This window comes from Aggregatibacter kilianii (assembly GCF_003129965.1).
Taxonomy (GTDB): Bacteria; Pseudomonadota; Gammaproteobacteria; order Enterobacterales; family Pasteurellaceae; genus Aggregatibacter; species Aggregatibacter kilianii_A.
This window is the reverse complement of the sequence record NZ_NRCJ01000008.1, coordinates 94,878-113,187: the sequence shown is the minus strand read 5'-3', so window position 1 is coordinate 113,187 and position 18,310 is coordinate 94,878. Positions and strand designations below refer to the sequence as shown.

10 protein-coding genes are annotated in these 18,310 nt (G+C 45.4%); all 10 read left to right on the top strand.

Annotation, left to right across the window (positions count from 1 at the left end):
• The first annotated feature begins 467 nt into the window (after window positions 1-467).
• The 10 genes from DK430_RS07675 (at window position 468) to DK430_RS07635 (ending at window position 18,309) form a co-directional block, all read left to right on the top strand.
• Window positions 468-785 (top strand): hypothetical protein, encoded by a 318-nt coding sequence (locus tag DK430_RS07675; RefSeq protein WP_109078495.1) that lies wholly within the window; start codon window positions 468-470, stop codon window positions 783-785.
• Window positions 786-836: 51 nt separating this feature from the next.
• Window positions 837-968 (top strand): hypothetical protein, encoded by a 132-nt coding sequence (locus DK430_RS13405; RefSeq protein ID WP_275425149.1) that lies wholly within the window; start codon window positions 837-839, stop codon window positions 966-968.
• Between the two features lie 204 nt (window positions 969-1,172).
• A complete protein-coding gene (locus tag DK430_RS13190; protein WP_162616824.1) occupies window positions 1,173-1,454 on the top strand; it encodes a hypothetical protein in 282 nt (93 codons plus the stop codon).
• Between the two features lie 405 nt (window positions 1,455-1,859).
• On the top strand, window positions 1,860-2,273 hold the full coding sequence (locus DK430_RS13185; protein ID WP_162616823.1) for a hypothetical protein: 414 nt from the start codon (window positions 1,860-1,862) through the stop codon (window positions 2,271-2,273).
• Window positions 2,274-3,169: 896 nt separating this feature from the next.
• Complete coding sequence (locus DK430_RS07660; RefSeq protein ID WP_109078494.1) at window positions 3,170-13,357, top strand: ESPR-type extended signal peptide-containing protein; 10,188 nt, start codon at window positions 3,170-3,172, stop codon at window positions 13,355-13,357.
• Between the two features lie 246 nt (window positions 13,358-13,603).
• Complete coding sequence (locus DK430_RS07655) at window positions 13,604-14,986, top strand: nucleobase:cation symporter-2 family protein (RefSeq protein WP_109078493.1); 1,383 nt, start codon at window positions 13,604-13,606, stop codon at window positions 14,984-14,986.
• 166 nt (window positions 14,987-15,152) lie between these two features.
• Window positions 15,153-16,505, top strand: a complete 1,353-nt coding sequence (dcuC, locus tag DK430_RS07650) for an anaerobic C4-dicarboxylate transporter DcuC (protein WP_109078492.1) — start codon at window positions 15,153-15,155, stop codon at window positions 16,503-16,505.
• Window positions 16,506-16,619: 114 nt separating this feature from the next.
• The gene (locus DK430_RS07645; protein WP_109078491.1) at window positions 16,620-17,489 is read left to right on the top strand and encodes a DMT family transporter; all 870 of its coding nucleotides are present in this window, start codon (window positions 16,620-16,622) and stop codon (window positions 17,487-17,489) included.
• 275 nt (window positions 17,490-17,764) lie between these two features.
• Entirely contained in the window at window positions 17,765-18,028 is a 264-nt protein-coding gene (locus DK430_RS07640; RefSeq protein WP_109078490.1) for a type II toxin-antitoxin system RelB/DinJ family antitoxin, read from the top strand.
• Window positions 18,028-18,309 (top strand): type II toxin-antitoxin system YafQ family toxin, encoded by a 282-nt coding sequence (locus DK430_RS07635; protein WP_109078489.1) that lies wholly within the window; start codon window positions 18,028-18,030, stop codon window positions 18,307-18,309. The genes DK430_RS07640 and DK430_RS07635 overlap by 1 nt, the downstream gene beginning before the upstream one ends.
• Window position 18,310: the final 1 nt, after the last annotated feature.

The following is an 18,310-nucleotide window of genomic DNA, read 5'->3' as shown; positions in this document are numbered from 1 at the left end:
CCGCAAAGACAAGGGAATCATTAGCACCTAACGTCCAAGTATCCGCTGTCGATGCTGTAGCCCCTTCATTTTGAGTACTAAAGGTATAAGTACGGTTAGCATCTGCTTTAGTTTGCGCTAAAGACAATGCCGTACTTGCTGTGCTATTGGCTACGGTTGCTGTTTGTTGCGCTGTGCTGGCTGCGGTAGATGCGGTATTTGCCGTATCTTTTGCTTCATTTGCTGCCGTTGAGGCAGAAGTTGCCGTATCTTTTGCCTCACTTGCCGCAGTTGAAGCTGCTACCGCTGTTGTATTTGCTTGATTTGCTGTTGTTTCGGCTCGACTTGCAGCAGTTGAAGCGCTACTTGCGGTTGTATTTGCTGTATTTGCCACGGAAACGGCATTAGCTGCAGCTGTAGAGGCATCATTCGCCGTTGTTTTCGCGTCATTTGCTGTAGTATTTGCAACTGTTGCTGTGGATTGCGCTGTGCTCGCAGCGGTAGAAGCACTACTTGCGGCGGTACTGGCGCGACTTGCAGTGGCATTTGCCGTGCTTGCAGTTGCGTTAGCTGCATTTGCCGTGCTGTTTGCAATAGTCGCGGTGGATAATGCCGTGCTTGCTGCGGTAGAAGCCGTAGTGGCTGTGGTTAATGCCGTACTCGCTGCCGTTGAAGCGTTGGCCGCGTCATTTTTTGCTTCGGACGCAGCTGTTTTTGCGTCAGTTGCAATGGTTCTTGCATCATTTGCTACGTTTTGTGCCGAGTTGGCAGTAGCGTTTGCCAAATTAGCCGTATCTCTGGCTTGAGTAGCTAGAGTCTGGGCATTTGTTGCGGTGGTACTGGCGGCATTTGCCGTATTGTTTGCAACCGTTGCGGTAGATTGTGCTCTACTCGCTGCGGTAGATGCGGCGTTAGCCGTATTATTGGCAACCACAGCCGTAGATTGTGCGGTGCTGGCGGCAGTAATACCTTGTTGTGCCATGGTTTGAACGGCAAATAATTGACTACCGTTTACGGCGTCCGTTGAACTTGCAGAAATTTGTCCGGCTGAAACATATTTAATTTGTCGGGTTGTAGAAGCATTACCTACGGAAACGACCCCACCGGATGTAGCGCCGGCGAAGCTGATTGTTGAAGCAGCACCATTTGAGTTTGTGTAACTTAAACTTCCTGAGTTCACAGCAGCAACGGTATTGGCGCCGTTGCCCAATGCCACGGAGTTTGCAAGCGTAGCATTGGCTTTGTGTCCCAAAGCTAAAGAGCTTGCTGCGCTTGCTGTTGCGTCATTCCCCAATGCTGTTGCACTTTGCCCCTGGGCTTTAGAACCTGAACCGATAGAAACGGCATTTTCTGTGGAGGCATTGGCGTTATTACCAATTGCTACGGTATATTTGCCCAACGCATTAGTAAGGCTACCTAAAGCAATCGCATTATTGTCTGTTGCATTAGCGCTATTTCCCATTGCGAAAGAATAACTTCCCGAAGCATTTGCATTATAGCCGGTTGCAATGCCCTGAATCCCTGCTGCTTTGGCGCTATCACCAATCGCAATTGCTCTTTCAGCAGAAGCATTTGCATATAGACCCAACGCAAATGAATTTGTCCCTGTAGCATTCGCCCCATTACCAATAGCTGTAGCACTCATCGCTGTCGCATTCGCATTCATGCCAATGGCTGTTGTATATTCTTTAGTCGCTTTAGAATTACTTCCCAACGCAACCGCATTATCTCCTAACCCATTGGCTGCGTAACCAATAGCCACTGCCTGATTAGCCGTTGCGTTAGAATAAGAACCAAATGACATAGCGTCAGTACTGTTAGCATTACTGTCTATACCAAAAGCAAAGGAACTGGTACCGGAAGCTCTTGCTTGAAGACCAATGGCTGTTGCATTTACACCTGAAGCATTACTTTTATGCCCAATTGCCGTCGCATTTAATCCGCCTGCCGAAGCAAAGGAACCCACAGTTGTAGAATTATCTCCACTCGCATTGGAATTAAAGCCAAGTATAGATGAAGCAATACCTGTTGCATTAGATCCTGAACCGACAGCAGTTGCCCCGTCGGCAGTGGCTCTGGACGCTGAGCCAAGAACAGATGACAACTTACCGGTTGAAGAGGATTGCGAACCGATTGAAATAGAACCAAAATTACTTGCCGTTGGCTTAGGATACCAAGCCAGTCTTGGCGGGGTGAATCCCAGAGTACTTCCAATCCCAGTTAAATCATCACCACCAATTGCAATTGCTCCACGTCCGGTGGCAAAAACATCATTTCCGATAGCCACAGATTGAGATCCATTTGCATTTGCATTTGGACCTACTGCAACAGACTGACCACCCGGAGCATAAGCTTTGGTGGTAGCATTAGTATCTGCACCGCCAATAGCAACACCTGTCCGATAAACATCATCTGTTCCATGTACAGCATAAGCACTCACATCACTAGCCACAAACGAAGCCACAAACCCAATGGTCACCATCGCGGTTCCATAGGCACTTAAATTGATTAATCCTGATTTATCTGACGATAATTTGATGCGTTTATCCGAGGAAGAAGAGGATTTCCCTTTTGATTTCGTTAATTCGGAAACAACAATTAAACGATTTAGCGTTGTATTCCAGATAACTTTAAATACTTTATTCAAATACTTTATTCATAAATTAAAAAATCCTAGTCGTAATGAAATAGAAGAAATATGTTTAACAATGATAAAAATGTCGCTCTATTTTCACGGTTTCTTTACACACGAATCACAAATTGAGAAAAAAATAGAGCAATGAGAAATGAGTGCGCAAAATATACCAGAAAACCGTATGGTTATTAAGCTGATTTACAATTATTTAAATTGATTTATCAGGTTTTCCATATTTAAGGATTATCCGTTGAAAAACCAGGTATTTTCCTAAATATCTTCATGCGTCACAATTTTAAATTTATGTAAATCCCCATAAAGTGCGGTGGGTTTTAAAAACGTTTTTAAAAATGACCGCACTTTTCCCCTACCAACCTCGCGCCAAACCAAGTCAAAACAGTGTAAATCTTTGTCAATCCGTTAATTAAACATTGAACTCTATGTGGATTTATCTATAATACGCGCGACAAAATTGCCACGATAAACGTGCTATATACGGCATTTGCCAACGTTTTATTCACCCCGTCACGTTTATCTTATTGACAAGGAATAGCTATGAACAAAGTATTTAAAGTAATTTGGAATCACGCAACTCAATCTTGGGTTGCCGTTTCGGAATTAACCAAAGCACACAAAAAATCAACTGCATCAAAGACAGATAAACGTACATCCATTTCAGAATCATTAAAAATCACATTTCTTGCTACTGCCACATTGATTGGGATTAGTTGCAATACGTTTGCTGCGGGGAATGTACCACAAGGTATTGTTGCAGGAACCGGTGTTGCAGTTGGCTGGAATGCAAGCTCAACAGGATATGCCGCTGTTGCGTTAGGTCAAAATGCAACAGCAGCACCGCATTATAGCGTTGCTATCGGTGCCAATAGTACAACCGGAGGTACATCTCAAAGTATAGCGATCGGTGGCGGTGGTGCATCAGGAAATGGAGCAAATGCATTAGGCGATCAATCCATTGCCATTGGTGGAAATACCAAAGCTCAAGGACACTCCTCTATTGCTATTGGCGGTGATGATGTTACTGGCGCATCTAATCAACAAACCAAATATACCAACCTTGCAGGTACTGAAGTTTCCGGCACTGTAGGTCAGGCATTTACTGCACTTACCAACAAAAATCTTCTGCAACCACTTTATGCAAATACGACTGCCGGACAAGCTGCTGTTGCATTAGGGATGAAAGCCACCGCAGGCGATATCGCATTGGCGATGGGTACATTAGCAACCGCGTCTAAAACCAACTCTATTGCTATCGGTACAGGCGCTGTCGCAAATCGTGATAACGCGGTCGCTATCGGTGGCGGTGCAACCACAGATCAAGCCGGTACCAAACAAACCGAAAAATCTTACACCGTAAATGGCGCAACCTATAAATTCACTTGGGTAGGTGGCGGGAATACCTTGCCGGGGGATATTGTTTCCTTTGGTACGGAAGGCTATGAACGTCAATTAAAACACGTCGCTCCGGGTGAAGTGAGTGCAACATCAACAGACGCCGTGAATGGTTCACAATTAAATGCCGTTGCCGAAAAAGTGGCAGGCGGTTGGAATATTACCACCTCTGCCAATGGCGGTTCAGTGAGCGGCGCGTCTGTCGTCAGCGTAAAACCTGAAGATAACGTGACATTAAAAGCCGGTCAAAATATGGTGATCGCGCAAGCCGGTAGAGATTTCACTTTCTCCGTCAATTCAACCCTAAGCAATATTTCAAGCATCAACGGCAATGGCTCTGCCTTAAGTTTCACTGCTGCCGGATTGAGCTTAAACAATAAGAAAATCAGCGGGGTGGCAAATGGTACAACCACAGGTGATGCCGTTAACTACCAACAATTAGAGGCTGTGAAAAATAGCCAATTTACCTTCACCTCCAATACCGGCGGAAGTGCGGTCAAAAAATTAGGTGAATCTTTAAAAATTCAAGGTGACGGCGACGATATTACCGGTACTGCCACGGCTGACAATATTACCTTTAGCCTGAATAAATCCACAACGGTAACGCAAGGCGACAACAAAGTTGTCACTGGGGATGCGGTTTATAAAGCTATTCAAGCGAACAGCCAATCAACCCAAATGCACTATTTCTCTGTAAGCTCCTCAAAAGCGGGCAATAGAGACAACACCGGTGCGACAGGTAATGATGCTATCGCTGTAGGTCCTGAATCTACCGCAGGTAATTATGCTGTTGCATTAGGTAATAAAGCGAATGCCGGCAATGACGGCTCTATTGCCGTAGGTTCCGAAAACAAAGCGGAAGCCAGAGATGGTATCACGATCGGTCGTTTTGCTTCCACCAATGGTGCAGGAAATTCACAAAGTATTGCTATCGGTGGCGGTAACTACGATGGTGCGGGGGCTAACGCAACAGGCGATCAATCTATTGCAATTGGTGGTAACACCTACGCCAAAGGGAACTCTTCCGTTGCCATTGGTGGTGATGACGTAGATAAAAGTGCAGACACACAAACCAAATATACCGATCCGACAAGCGGAAACGAAACTCAAGGTACGATTGAGAATGCCTTTACCAGCATTACCGGTAAAGCCTTCAAAATGAGTACAAACAGCGATGGTCAAACCCAGCAATACCGTAATACCACAACGGGTGAATCCTCCGTTGCTTTAGGTAGTAAAGCCATTGCCGGTGACATTGCCTTGGCGTTGGGTACTAGTGCGGAAGCTGCTAAAACAAACAGCATTGCTATTGGTACAGGCGCAGTTGCAAATCGTGATAATGCTGTGGCAATCGGTGGCGGTTCAACCACTGATAAAGAAGGTACAGAAGAGTTAAGTACGACAATCAACGGTACTGCTCTAACTTGGGCTGGCGGAAATAAAACGCTCAAAGGCGACATTGTCTCCTTCGGTTCCGAAGGCTATGAGCGTCAATTGAAAAACATTGCGGCAGGTAATGTCAGCGCGACATCAACCGATGTCATCAATGGTTCTCAACTTTATGCTGTAGCTGAAGTTGCAACTGCCGGTTGGAATATTACTTCTACTGCCGATGGCGGTTCTGTGACCGGGAACTCTGTTGTAAATGTCAAACCAAAAGAACAGGTGACATTAAAAGCCGGCTCAAACATGGTGATTGACCAATCCACTAGAGATTTCAAATTCTCTGTGAATTCTACTTTGACGAATATCACATCTATTGGTGGCTCAGGTACAACTATGACTTTTGGTGCCGATGGCGTGAACCTAGGGAATAAAAAAGTTTCGGGTGTGGCTGACGGTACAGCATTAACAGACGCCGTGAACCTACAACAATTAAATGCCGTTAAAAACTCCCCGCTAACATTAAACGGAAATACCGGTACATTTACAAGAAAACTCGGTGATACGCTAACCATTAAAGGCAATGGTAGTGACATCACAACAAACGCAAATGCGTCAGGCAACAGCATTGATATCGGCTTGAATAAATCAACTGTCGTTACAAATAATGACAGTAAAGTCGTGACCAGTGGTGCAGTTTATACTGCTATTCAAAACATTAAGTTAAACACATCCGGAGATAGTGGTACAGGTTCTGTAAACTTAGCCACTTCTAACTTATCCGTTAAAGGTGCGGACGGAATTACGACAGCTGCCAACGGAAACGGCATTACCGTTAAAATCGACGATGCGACCAGAACAAAAATTAATTCCGTTGATAGCAAAATCGGTGATAACGCCATCAAACTTGGCTCGGATAATGGTGAAACCGGATCACAAAACTTAAGCCAAAACAACGGGTTAAGATTTAACATTAAAGGCACCAACGGCTTAACGACGTCTGCTGCGGGTGAGGATGTAACTGTGCAGTTGGATACGGCAACCAAGAATAAAATTGATAATGCAGCTGATGTGAATTTAAGCAACATTAGTGATGCAGGCAAAGGTGTGATTACCGGCTTAGTTGATATGGAAAACGGTGAAAATACCGTTGTCAGCAATACGACCGATGCGGCGACAGGTAAAAAAACCTTTAAAGTCAATGTCACTACAACTGCCATTACCTCAACTAACGGCGTGGCGGCAACAACCAGCGGTACTGCGCCTGTGACTGCACAATCTGTAGTTGATGCCATCAATAACAGCTTCTGGAAAGTCACATCAAACGGTGAAACGGCAAGTGAAGTAAAACCAGGTAACACCGTTAAATTTATTGATGGTAACAATATCAACATCACCAAAAATGGAACCGACTTTACCATCAAGACAGCGGATGATGTGACCTTTAATAAAGTCACTGTCGGCAATGTTGTCGTTGACAGTAACGGCATTAATGCAGGCAACAAAGTGGTGACGAATGTAGCGAATGGGGTAAATGGCACTGACGCGGTTAATAAATCTCAGTTAGACGCCGTTAACGCTACGGCAAATCAACCGCTGACCTTTGCCGGCGATAGCGGAACAAATACTCAACGTAAACTAGGAGAAACCCTAAATGTTACCGGTGGTTTAACTGACCCAACTAAGTTATCCGACGACAATATCGGGGTTGTATCCAATAACGGCTTACAAATTAAACTGGCTAAAGACATCAAAATTGATTCCGTAACTGCCGGTTCAACCAAATTAGATAACAGCGGATTATCATTCGTTGATACTGCCGGAACGAAACTGCCTAATACTCCAAGTATTACCTCAGGTGGTATTGATGCAGGAAGTAAAGTGATTTCCAATGTGGCAGATGGCGTTAATGCCAATGATGCCGTAAATAAATCGCAGTTAGATGCTCTTGGTAATAACACCATTAAACTTGGTAGTGATAGCGGTGAAACTAATACACAAGCCCTAAATAAAAACAATGGCTTGAAATTTAACATCAAAGGTTCAAATGGTTTAACAACCTCTGCTACCGGTGATGACGTTACTGTGAAGTTGGATACTACTACTGAAAATAAAATTAATAACGCAGCAGATAAAGATCTAAGCAACATTACCGATACCGGTAAAAATGTTGTTAAAGGCTTAATCAATATTCAGGATGGTAATCATACAACAGTAACGCATAGTGAAGTAGCAGATGTTAAAACCTTCAAAGTTGATGTGACGACTGAGAATGTCTCAGTTAATACAAACGGTCAAGCAACTGCAACTTCCGCAGCCCCTGCAACCGCACAGTCTGTTGCTACTGCAATCAATAGTGCATTCTGGAATGTAACTTCTAACAGCGAAGCTGCAAGCCAGGTTAAAGCCGGTGATACTGTTAAGTTCTTAAATGGCGAAAATATCAATATCACCAAAAACGGTACCGAATTTACCGTCAGCACAAGCAAGAATGTCAGTTTCGATAAAGTCACTGTCGGTAATACCGTGATCGATAAAGATAACGGCATCAACGCGGGCAACAGAATTACCAATGTTACTGCGGGTACGAACGATACCGATGCAATTAATCTTAAACAATTGAGAGAAAATATTACTCAAAATAACACCGCACTTACCGACAAAGGTATGAACTTTACAGGTAATGATACTGCAACTAATGTTCATCGTAATCTAGGTGAAACTTTGACAATTAAAGGCGATCACGATGCTACGGATGTTTCAGCGAAGAATATTTATGTCGAGGCAGATACCTCCGGTTCACTTACCGTGAAAATGGCGGAAAAACCTGAATTTAAAGGTGTTCAATTAACTGATAACGGAAATACCGTAAATTTAGCACCAACAGTGGATGGTTTAACGTTAAGTAAAGATAACAATAACACTCCGGCCAAATTAAGCGGCGTAGCCAACGGTACAAGCACCAACGACGCGGTGAACTACGGTCAATTGCAAGATTTAACCAACAATGTCAATGGCATGGGGTGGAAAATTGCAGAAAATCAAAACGAAAAAGGTCAGGTGAAATCCAATGCAACTGTTCGTTTTGTTGACGGTGTTGGCACAACTGCCAACGTCACTCAAGTAGCAAATAACGAAACCTCTGTAAAATTTGATGTTGTAACATCTACTCTGACCAAAGACGGTAACACGGGTAAATTATCTGCAACAACGACAGGAAACACCTTTGCGACAGCCGCTGATGTAGCAACTGCAATCAATAATGCCGGTTGGAAAGCTAATGCGGCAGCAGATGGTGGTGCTGTTGATGGAACAGCTACAGCAAGCGATGTAACCAACGGCGATGAAGTTGTCTTTAAAGCCGGTAAAAATTTAACCATTAAGAAAGTTAACAACAACTTTACTTATGCTACGGCTGATGATGTGAGTTTCAACACTGTGAATTTAGGTAACACAGTATTAAATAGCACAGGCTTAACTATTGATAATGGTCCAAGCATTACCACTGCGGGAATTAATGCTGCAAGTCAAAAAATCACCAATGTGAGCGATGGTGTAGCACCTAACGACGCGGTGAACAAGAGCCAGTTAGATGCTGTTAACGCTACAGCCAATAAAGGTTGGAATTTGACTGCTCAAGGTCAAAACTTAAGTAACGTTGCACCGGGTGAAGGCGTTGATTTAAGCAATACCGATAGCAATATCGTGATTAACAAAACGGCTGCTGATAATAACGTGACGTTCAATTTGGCTAGAAACATTAGCGTAGATAATGTGACTACCGGTAGCACAAAACTGAATAACGATGGCTTAACTGTGGGTGGTGTTACCGTAACCAACGTAGCACCGACTGTGAACGGAACTGCGGTTAATAACCTCAATGACGCTATTACACAAACCGCAACTCAAGCCTTCAAACCATTAACATTTGGTGGGGATAGTGGCACGGCATTTGAGCGCAAACTTGGCACACAAGTTGATGTGAAAGGTGGCATTACTAATGAATCAGAGTTATCTGATAACAACATTGGTGTCGTTGCGAATAGCACAACAAATACATTAAATGTGAAGTTAGCCAAAGATGTCAAAGTGGATTCCGTGACAGCAAGCGGCACGAAGATTGGTTCTGACGGCTTAACTTTCGTTGATAATTCAGGTAATGCAATTAATAACAGCCCAAGTATCACTAAAACCGGTATTAACGCGGGTAATAACACCATTACCAACGTTGCCGACGGCGTAAATAATACGGATGCGGTTAACCTCAAACAATTGACGGAAAAAGAGACCGCACTTACCAATAAAGGTTTGGATTTCACAGGTAATAACAACACCGAAACCGTGCACCGTAATTTAGGTCAAAAACTGACGGTAAAAGGTGAGCACGCCGGCACAGATACCTCTGCGAAGAATATCTATGTTGAAGCGAATGCAGCTGACGGTTCTTTAACAGTGAAAATGGCTGAAAAACCTGAGTTTAAAGGCGTTAAATTAGTTGACGGTGCAAATACCGTGAATTTAGCACCGACTACAGATGGTTTAACTTTAAGTAATGCAAATGGTCAACCAACCAAATTAACCGGTGTAGCGAATGGTACGACAGCAAATGATGCCGTGAACTTCAGCCAATTGGATGAAGTGAAAACAACTGTTAACAAAGGCTGGAATTTAACGGCGCAAGGTGCAAATTCAACGAATGTGGCTGCCGGTGAAACGGTTGATCTGAATAATACAGATAACAATATCGTGATTAGTAAAACAGCTGCTGACGATAATGTGACGTTTAATTTAGCCAAAGAAATCACATTGGACAAGGTAACCACGGGTAATACCGTGCTTGATACCAACGGTTTAAAAGTGGGCGACGTTACAGTAACCAGTCAAGCACCAATGGTGAACGGTGCAGCTGTTAATAACCTCAACAGCGCAATCACTCAAACCGCAGCCCAAGCCTTTAATCCATTAACATTTGGTGGCGATAGCGGCACTGCATTTGAGCGTAAACTTGGTGAACAAGTGAATGTGAAAGGTGGTGTTACCGACGCTTCTGCGTTATCCGATAACAATATCGGTGTGGTTGCAGGTACAGATACACTCAATGTGAAATTAGCGAAAGAGTTAAAAGATTTAACTAGTGCAAACTTCACAAGCGCAACCGGCAATACCACACTTAACGGTGATGGAATTACCATTACCCCGGCAGATACATCTAAATCGCCTGTGAAATTAACCACAGCAGGATTGGATAATGGCAATAACACCATTACCAATGTTGCCGACGGGATAAATAATACCGATGCCGTGAACAAAGGTCAGTTAGACAAAGCTACACAAGACTTAACCACTTTAGGTTTCGGCTTGAAAGCGCAAGATGGCAAAGAGTCTAAGAAAGCCTTGGGTAACACCATCGAGGTTGTCGGTGATGAAAACATCTCAACAGAAATCGATGAAACCGATGCTAATGATAAAAAACTTAAAGTGAAGTTATCGAAAGACTTGAACATCAATACGGTAACTGCAGAAAACACCAAACTTGATAGCAACGGCTTGACAGTAGGCGGTGTAACTGTGACCAACGCGCAGATCACCGTCGGCGGTGCAACCGTGAATAATGTGAATGACGCTATTAACAAAACGGCAGAACAAGCCTTTAAGGACTTAACTGTAACCGGTAATACAAATAGCGATACCGGAGCAAACGGTACTCAACAAAAATTGGGTTCTACTTTAGCCATTGAAGGCGGTTTAGCTAACGGCAAAGAGTCTACTGCACAAAATGTTCGCACCGTTGTGACGGACAATAAAGTAGAAATCCAAATTGCGGAAAAACCGGAATTTAAAGAGGTTCAATTAGTTGATGGCAATAATGCTGTGAACTTAACACCGACAGCGGACGGTTTAAAAGTCAGCAAAGCGGATGGTTCGAATGCAAAAATCAGCGGTGTAGCTGATGGTACTGATGATAACGACGCAGTAAATCTGAAACAGTTAAATGACGTGAAAAACAGTCAATTAACCTTTGCCGGTGATAGCGGAGCCGACGTGAAACGTAAGCTGGGCGAAACCGTCAAAATCAAAGGCGGTGAAACTGACGACAACAAGCTTGTTAACGGCAACATCGGTGTAATTGCCGATGGCACCGACACCTTAAACGTAAAATTGGCGAAAGAGTTGAAAAACTTAACCAGTGCGCAATTTGTTGATGCCGCCGGAAATAATACGGTTATTAACGGTAACGGCGTGACCATTACGCCGGCAAACGGTGGTAATGCGGTGAGTTTAACCAATAACGGCTTAAATAACGGCGGGAACAAAATTACCAATGTTGCCGACGGTACGGACGCAACCGACGCAGTAAACAAAGGCCAATTAGACACTGCCGTGAATGACTTGACCACAAAAGGCTTCGGTTTGAAAGCCCAAGACGGTCAGGAGGTGAAACAAAGTTTGGGTACAACCATTGAAGTGGTTGGCGCAGACGACAATATCTCCACTAAAGTTGAAAACGGCAAAGTTCAAATTGAACTGGCGAGGAACTTAGATCTTGGTAATAACGGTAGCGTGAAAATGGGCGACACAACCATCAATAAAGACGGCTTGAAAGTAGGCGACAAAGTCTCTGTCACGAAAGATGGCTTAAATGTCGGCGATGACGTGAAAGTGACCGAAAACGGCTTTAAAGCCGGTGATGTTGAAATCAATAAAGACACCGGTATTAACGCGGGGAATAAAGTCATCAGTAATGTTGCCGATGGAAATGTTGCCGCCGGCAGCAAAGAGGCGGTAAACGGCGGTCAATTACATGAAGTGAAAGAACTTGCCGGTCGCGGTTGGAATGTCACCACTTCGGCTCAAGCAGGTTCAACAGGTGTTGCCAACGGCTCGTCCGTCACCAACGTCGCACCGGGCAACACGGTCACCTATACTGCCGGTAACAACATTATGCTGACCCAAAACGGTACGCAAATTACCATTGAAACCAACCAAAACTTGGATGCCGAGTCCGCGACAATCGATACGATTAAATCCAATACCATTGATGTAGGCGGTCCGGATGCGCAAGGTGCGGCAGGCAAAGACGGCGTCGTGACGGTACAAAGTGCCGATGGCAAAGCCTCTGTGGGGATTAATGGTAAAGACGGTTCCATCACCTTGACGAAAGATGGTAACCAGCATATCGCCTTAAGTCTATCAAACGGTGAAGCCGGTGTTGAAGGTGCAATTAACGAGACCAAACCACGTTTAGACGTTAACGGTGAACATGTTGCTACCCTCAACGACGGAATGAAATTCGGCGCTAACGATGGTACGACGCATGCGGCTAAGTTAAATACGCAAGTGAATGTGAAAGGTCATAAAGACAATTCCGACTGGAGCAAATTTGACGAAGGCAAAAATATCATGACCCAAGTGAACGGCGATACCATCACCGTTGCCATGGCGAAAGAGCTGAACGTGGATTCCGTCACGGCGGGCGGTACGCGCATTAGCGAAAACGGGCTTACTTTTGTGGACAACAACGGTAAACAAATCGAAAACAGCCCGAGCGTGACGGCGAAAGGTGTTGATGCCGGTAACAATCAAGTGACGAACGTTGCACCGGGTCGTGTCACCAAAGACAGCAAAGATGCCGTCAACGGTGCGCAATTACACGCGGCGTTAACTGATGTCGGCAACAAATACAACACCCTTGCCGGTCAAGTGAACCATATGGGTAAACGCGTCAACGCGGGTGTGGCGAGCGCTTTAGCGGCATCTCAATTGCCACAGGCATTTATGCCGGGTAAAGGCATGGTGTCCGTCGCGGCGGGTAACTACCAAGGCGAAAACGCCATTGCGGTAGGGGTATCGAAAGTGTCTGATAACAGCAAGTACATTATCCGACTTTCCGGTACCAGCGATTCCCAAGGCAAAGTGGGCGTGGCAGTAGGTGCAGGTATGCACTTCTAATCGCACAGCTTAATAGCAAAAGGCATAGATAGATTTCTATGCCTTTTTTATTGCCCCTTTTATGCTCCAAAGTGCGGTTATTTTTTCAGACGTTTTTGATCTTAAAAACACCACGAAAACAGACCGCACTTTTCTGACTCATTATCGTCGAATCATCAAGCAATCGTTTGCGCAATAAAATGAAATTCACTAAAATAGCGCCCTTCTCATTGATAACACAACTTTCATCTATTCAAAGGACTCCCTATGGAACACGAGCAAAAGGCTGCCGAAGCCGATTTGGTTTATCGCCTTGAAGATAAACCGCCCTTTCTCAACGCGTTAATCAGCGCCATCACTCACCTGCTGGCGATTTTCGTGCCGATGGTCACGCCCGCCCTTATCGTCGGTGGCGTGCTAGGCTTACCGGTGCACATGACCGCCTATTTGGTGTCTATGGCGATGGTGGCATCCGGCATCGGCACCTACATTCAAGTACACCGCTTCGGCTTTGTCGGTTCCGGCTTGCTTTCCATTCAATCGGTCAACTTCTCCTTCGTTAGCGTCATGATCGCCGTCGGCATGAGCATGAAAGAAAACGGCATTGACGAAAACACTATGGTCTCTACCCTGCTCGGCGTGTCCTTTGTGGGCGCATTTTTAGTGTGCGGTGCGGCTTGGGTCCTGCCTTATTTGAAACGCGTCATCACCCCGACCGTCAGTGGCGTAGTCGTGTTGCTCATCGGCTTGAGTCTCATTGACATCGGCATCACCGACTTCGGCGGTGGCTTTTCGGCGAAAGGCACAGAGGCGTTCGGCTCCTTGCAAAATATCGGCTTGGCAGGCTTCGTATTAATCATCGTGTTGATTTTTAACTGTATGCGCAACCCAGTATTACGCATGAGCGGCATTGCCGTCGGCTTAATCGCCGGCTACATCGTGGCGTTATGTTTAGGCATGGTGGATTTTTCGCCGTTAAAAGACGTGGCTATTTTTACCGTTCCCGTACCGTTTAAATACGGTTTTACTTTCGACTGGTCGGCATTCTGGGTCGCCGCCATCATCTATTTATTAAGCGTATTTGAAGCCGTAGGCGATTTAACCGCCACCGCAATGGTTTCCGGTCAGCCTTATGAAGGCGAAGAATTTCGTCAACGCTTACGCGGCGGGGTGTTCGCCGACGGTTTGGTCTCCGTGATTGCCACTGCGCTCGGATCCCTGCCGCTCACCACCTTCGCACAAAACAACGGCGTGATTCAAATGACCGGCGTCGCCTCCCGCCATGTGGGTAAATTTATCGCCGCCATTTTGGTGCTATTCGGTTTGTTCCCGATTATCGGGCGCGCCTTCACCACGATTCCAAGTCCGGTACTCGGCGGTGCCATGGTGTTGATGTTCGGCTTAATCGCCATTGCCGGTGTGCGAATCATTATGACCCACGGGATCAATCGCCGAGAAGCCGTCATTGCCGCCACGGCGGTCGGCGTCGGTTTGGGCGTCGCCTTTGAACCGGAAGTGTTCAAAATGTTGCCTGACGTGTTCCGTAACGCCATTGCTGCGGGCGGCATCACAGCGGTAGTGTTAAATCTGGTGTTACCGCGTGACACCTCCGATAAAAGCGTTTATTTAACAGACAATAACCTACATTGATAGAAAAAGTGCGGTCAGTTTTCACGGCGTTTTAAAAACACGCCGAAAAACCACCGCACTTTTTATGATCCACTTCAAACTTTACACATAAAGCCGTTTACAACGGCTTTATTTTTTCGCTACATTCAACGTTCTACGAATAAATCTCACAATCTAAGGAGCAATTATGGATTTAATCATCGGCTTAGTCGCGATTATCGCCGTGGCGTACTACATCGTTAAAGGCTATTCGGCGACAGGCGTATTAATGTTCGGCGGCTTGGCGCTGTTACTGATTTCGGTGTTATTGGGGCACTCCATCTTGCCGGCAAATGTCAAAAGTACCGGCTCCGCCTATTTTGATATTTTGGAATATGTCAAAGACTTGCTGTCCAATCGCGCCGGCGGCTTGGGCTTAATGATCATGATCTTATGCGGTTTTTCCGCCTACATGACCCATTTGGGCGCCAACGACGTGGTGGTCAAACTGGTTTCCAAGCCGTTAAAAAATATTCGTTCGCCCTATATTTTAATGGTGTTCGCCTATTTTCTGGCATGCTTAATGTCTTTTGCCGTCGCCTCTGCCACCGGTTTAGGGGTGTTGTTAATGGCGACCCTGTTCCCGGTAATGGTAAACGTAGGGATTTCCCGTGGCGCTGCGGCGGCGATTTGTGCCTCACCGATTTCTATTATTTTGTCACCTACCTCCGGCGACGTGGTGTTATCCGCCGAAATCTCTAAAGTCCCCTTAAGCGAATTCGCTTTCAGCACCAGCCTGCCGGTATCCGTTTTCGCCATTTGCGGTATCGCCGTGGCGCATTTTTTCTGGCAACGCTATTTGGATCGTAAAGAAGGGATTAAAATCGAACGGGTTGACGCTTCCGAAATCAAAACCATCGCACCAAATTTCTACGCGATTTTGCCACTCTTGCCAATCATCGGCGTGTTACTTTTCGACGGGCAGCTAGGCTTGCCGAAACTGCACATCGTCACCATCATTCTTCTTTGCTTTGTGATTACCGCGATCATTGACTTCGCCCGCAATTTCAGTGCGAAAAAAACCTTTGACAACTTGGTGGTCGCCTATCGCGGTATGGCGGACGCCTTTGCCGGGGTGGTCATGTTATTGGTTGCCGCCGGCGTATTTGCGCAAAGTTTAAGCGCCATCGGCTTCATTACCAATCTGATCGATTCCGCCCAATCTTTCGGCGGCGGCAGTTTAATCATGATGTTGGTGCTTGCCGTGATCACGATTTTAGCCACCATGGCGACCGGTTCCGGCAACGCCGCGTTCTACGCCTTCGCCGAATTGATTCCGAAACTCGCCGCACAAATGGGCGCCAACCCGGCGTATTTAACCATTCCGATGTTGCAAGCTTCCAATCTTGGTCGCGGCTTATCCCCGGTGTCCGGCGTGGTGGTGGCAGTGTCCGGCATGGCAAAAATCTCACCGTTTGAAATCGTGAAACGGATGTCTGTGCCCATGGCTGTAGGTTTTATTTGCGTCATTATCGCCACCGAGCTATTCATTCCGGCATAATAGACATAAAGTGCGGTCGGTTTTTCCGGCGTTTTTTAGCAATGAAAAACACCCGTGAAAGTGACCGCACTTTTGTTATAATCCTCCCTCGTTTTTCATTTCAATAAATCAATCATGCAATCAAATCGCTTTGCCGCCACCATGTTGGTTGTCGGCTGTATTTTATTCGGGCTCGGCAGCCTTATCGTCAAATTCGTGCCCGTAGGTGCTTATGCCATCGCCTTTTGGCGCTTGCTCATTGCCTCCGTGATTTTTTGGGTGCTGGTGAAACTTTACCGCAAGACATTGCCGAAACAACCGAAAGCCTTGTTCTGGGCAATTGCCTCCGGCGTGTTTCTCGCCTTTGATTTAGCCTTTTGGCATGAAAGCATTTACGCCGTCGGCCCTGGCATTTCCACCTTATTGAACAGCCTGCAAATCTTCTTTTTGGCGTTCATCGGTCGGCTGTTTTTCCAAGAACGACAAAGCAAATTGCAACTGGCAAGCCTGTTTATCGCCACTGTCGGCGTGCTACTTATCGCCAGCCCGGAACTGCAACATAACATCGACGCAGGTTACGGCATTTTTATCGGCTTACTTTCCGGTGCCTGCCTCGCGTCTTCCATGGCGGCGATTCGCCAAGCGCACAGCATTGAGCCGATTTCCATTTTTCCGCTCATGTGGCTTATCAGTATCAGCGGTGCCGTCGCATTAATTCTGCCCGCACTGATTTTCAACGCCGATTCCCTCTACCCGACCACGTTCACGGACATCGGCTTAATCCTGATTTACGGCATCGTCATGCAATGCATCGCTTGGGGCTTGATCGCCTACACGATCCCGCTACTCAGCCTCAGCCTGACGGGCTTATTACTGCTCTCCGAGCCTGTCGCCGCGCTGGTTATCGACGCCTTTTTATTACACAAACCCATCAACGCCCTGCAATGGCTCGGCGCGTTAGTGACCTTATTGGCGATTTATTTGGGGTCGCTAAAAAACAAGTAAAAAAAATACTCATAAATCACTGAAGTGATTTATTCGCCCCGTTGGGGCCGTTGGCAAAACCAACGTTCAAAAAACGTTGTTTTTTGTGCCCGCACTTTGTGCTACACAAGTGTCGCAATCGTTTACGTTAGGTGGGGGAAGTGGTAGAATGCGCCACCGTTTTGCGATAGTGCATAAAATCATTTAAAAGTGCGGTTGAAATCGGCAATGTTTTTGTATTGCATTGCAATACATTTGACGTATAATGCCTCCATGACTTAATGGAGGAACAAATTATGTTAGATAGCGCTGTCAATTTCCGTACTCAAGCAGAGATCAAAGAGCAAGCCTTTAACGTCATCAAAAGCTACGGCTTAACGCCTGCCCAAGTATTAAATATGTTTTTAACCCAAATCGCCAAAACCAATACCATTCCGCTCAGTTTGGATTATCAGCCGAATGAAATTACCCGTCGGGCAATGGAAGATTCTTTGAATGGAAAAGTAATTAAAGCATCCTCTTTAGAAGAATTACATCGTCAAATTCTGGAGAATGACTGATGAGTAACACTCAAAGAGAACTTTATTATACTAATGATTTTAAACGGGATTTAAAAAAGCAGTCTTTCCAAATGGCAACAAGTCCCGAATATATTGAAGTAATGCATTGCCTTTTAAATAGGAAGGTATTACCGGCAAAGTATAAAGATCACCAACTTACCGGAAATATGAAGGACTTTCGGGATTGTCATATAAAAAATGATCTCGTGTTGATTTATCGCTTAGTTGATGACGATTTACACCTTATTCGATTAAATACTCATTCTGAAATTTTTGGATAAA

Coding starts and splice junctions, on each gene's coding strand:
- DK430_RS07645 (WP_109078491.1), top strand. CDS start 16,620: ATGCAATCAAATCGCTTTGCCGCCACCATGTTGGTTGTCGGCTGTATT.
- DK430_RS13185 (WP_162616823.1), top strand. CDS start 1,860: ATGGCTGTTGCATTTACACCTGAAGCATTACTTTTATGCCCAATTGCC.
- DK430_RS07640 (WP_109078490.1), top strand. CDS start 17,765: ATGTTAGATAGCGCTGTCAATTTCCGTACTCAAGCAGAGATCAAAGAG.
- DK430_RS07635 (WP_109078489.1), top strand. CDS start 18,028: ATGAGTAACACTCAAAGAGAACTTTATTATACTAATGATTTTAAACGG.
- DK430_RS07660 (WP_109078494.1), top strand. CDS start 3,170: ATGAACAAAGTATTTAAAGTAATTTGGAATCACGCAACTCAATCTTGG.
- dcuC (WP_109078492.1), top strand. CDS start 15,153: ATGGATTTAATCATCGGCTTAGTCGCGATTATCGCCGTGGCGTACTAC.
- DK430_RS07655 (WP_109078493.1), top strand. CDS start 13,604: ATGGAACACGAGCAAAAGGCTGCCGAAGCCGATTTGGTTTATCGCCTT.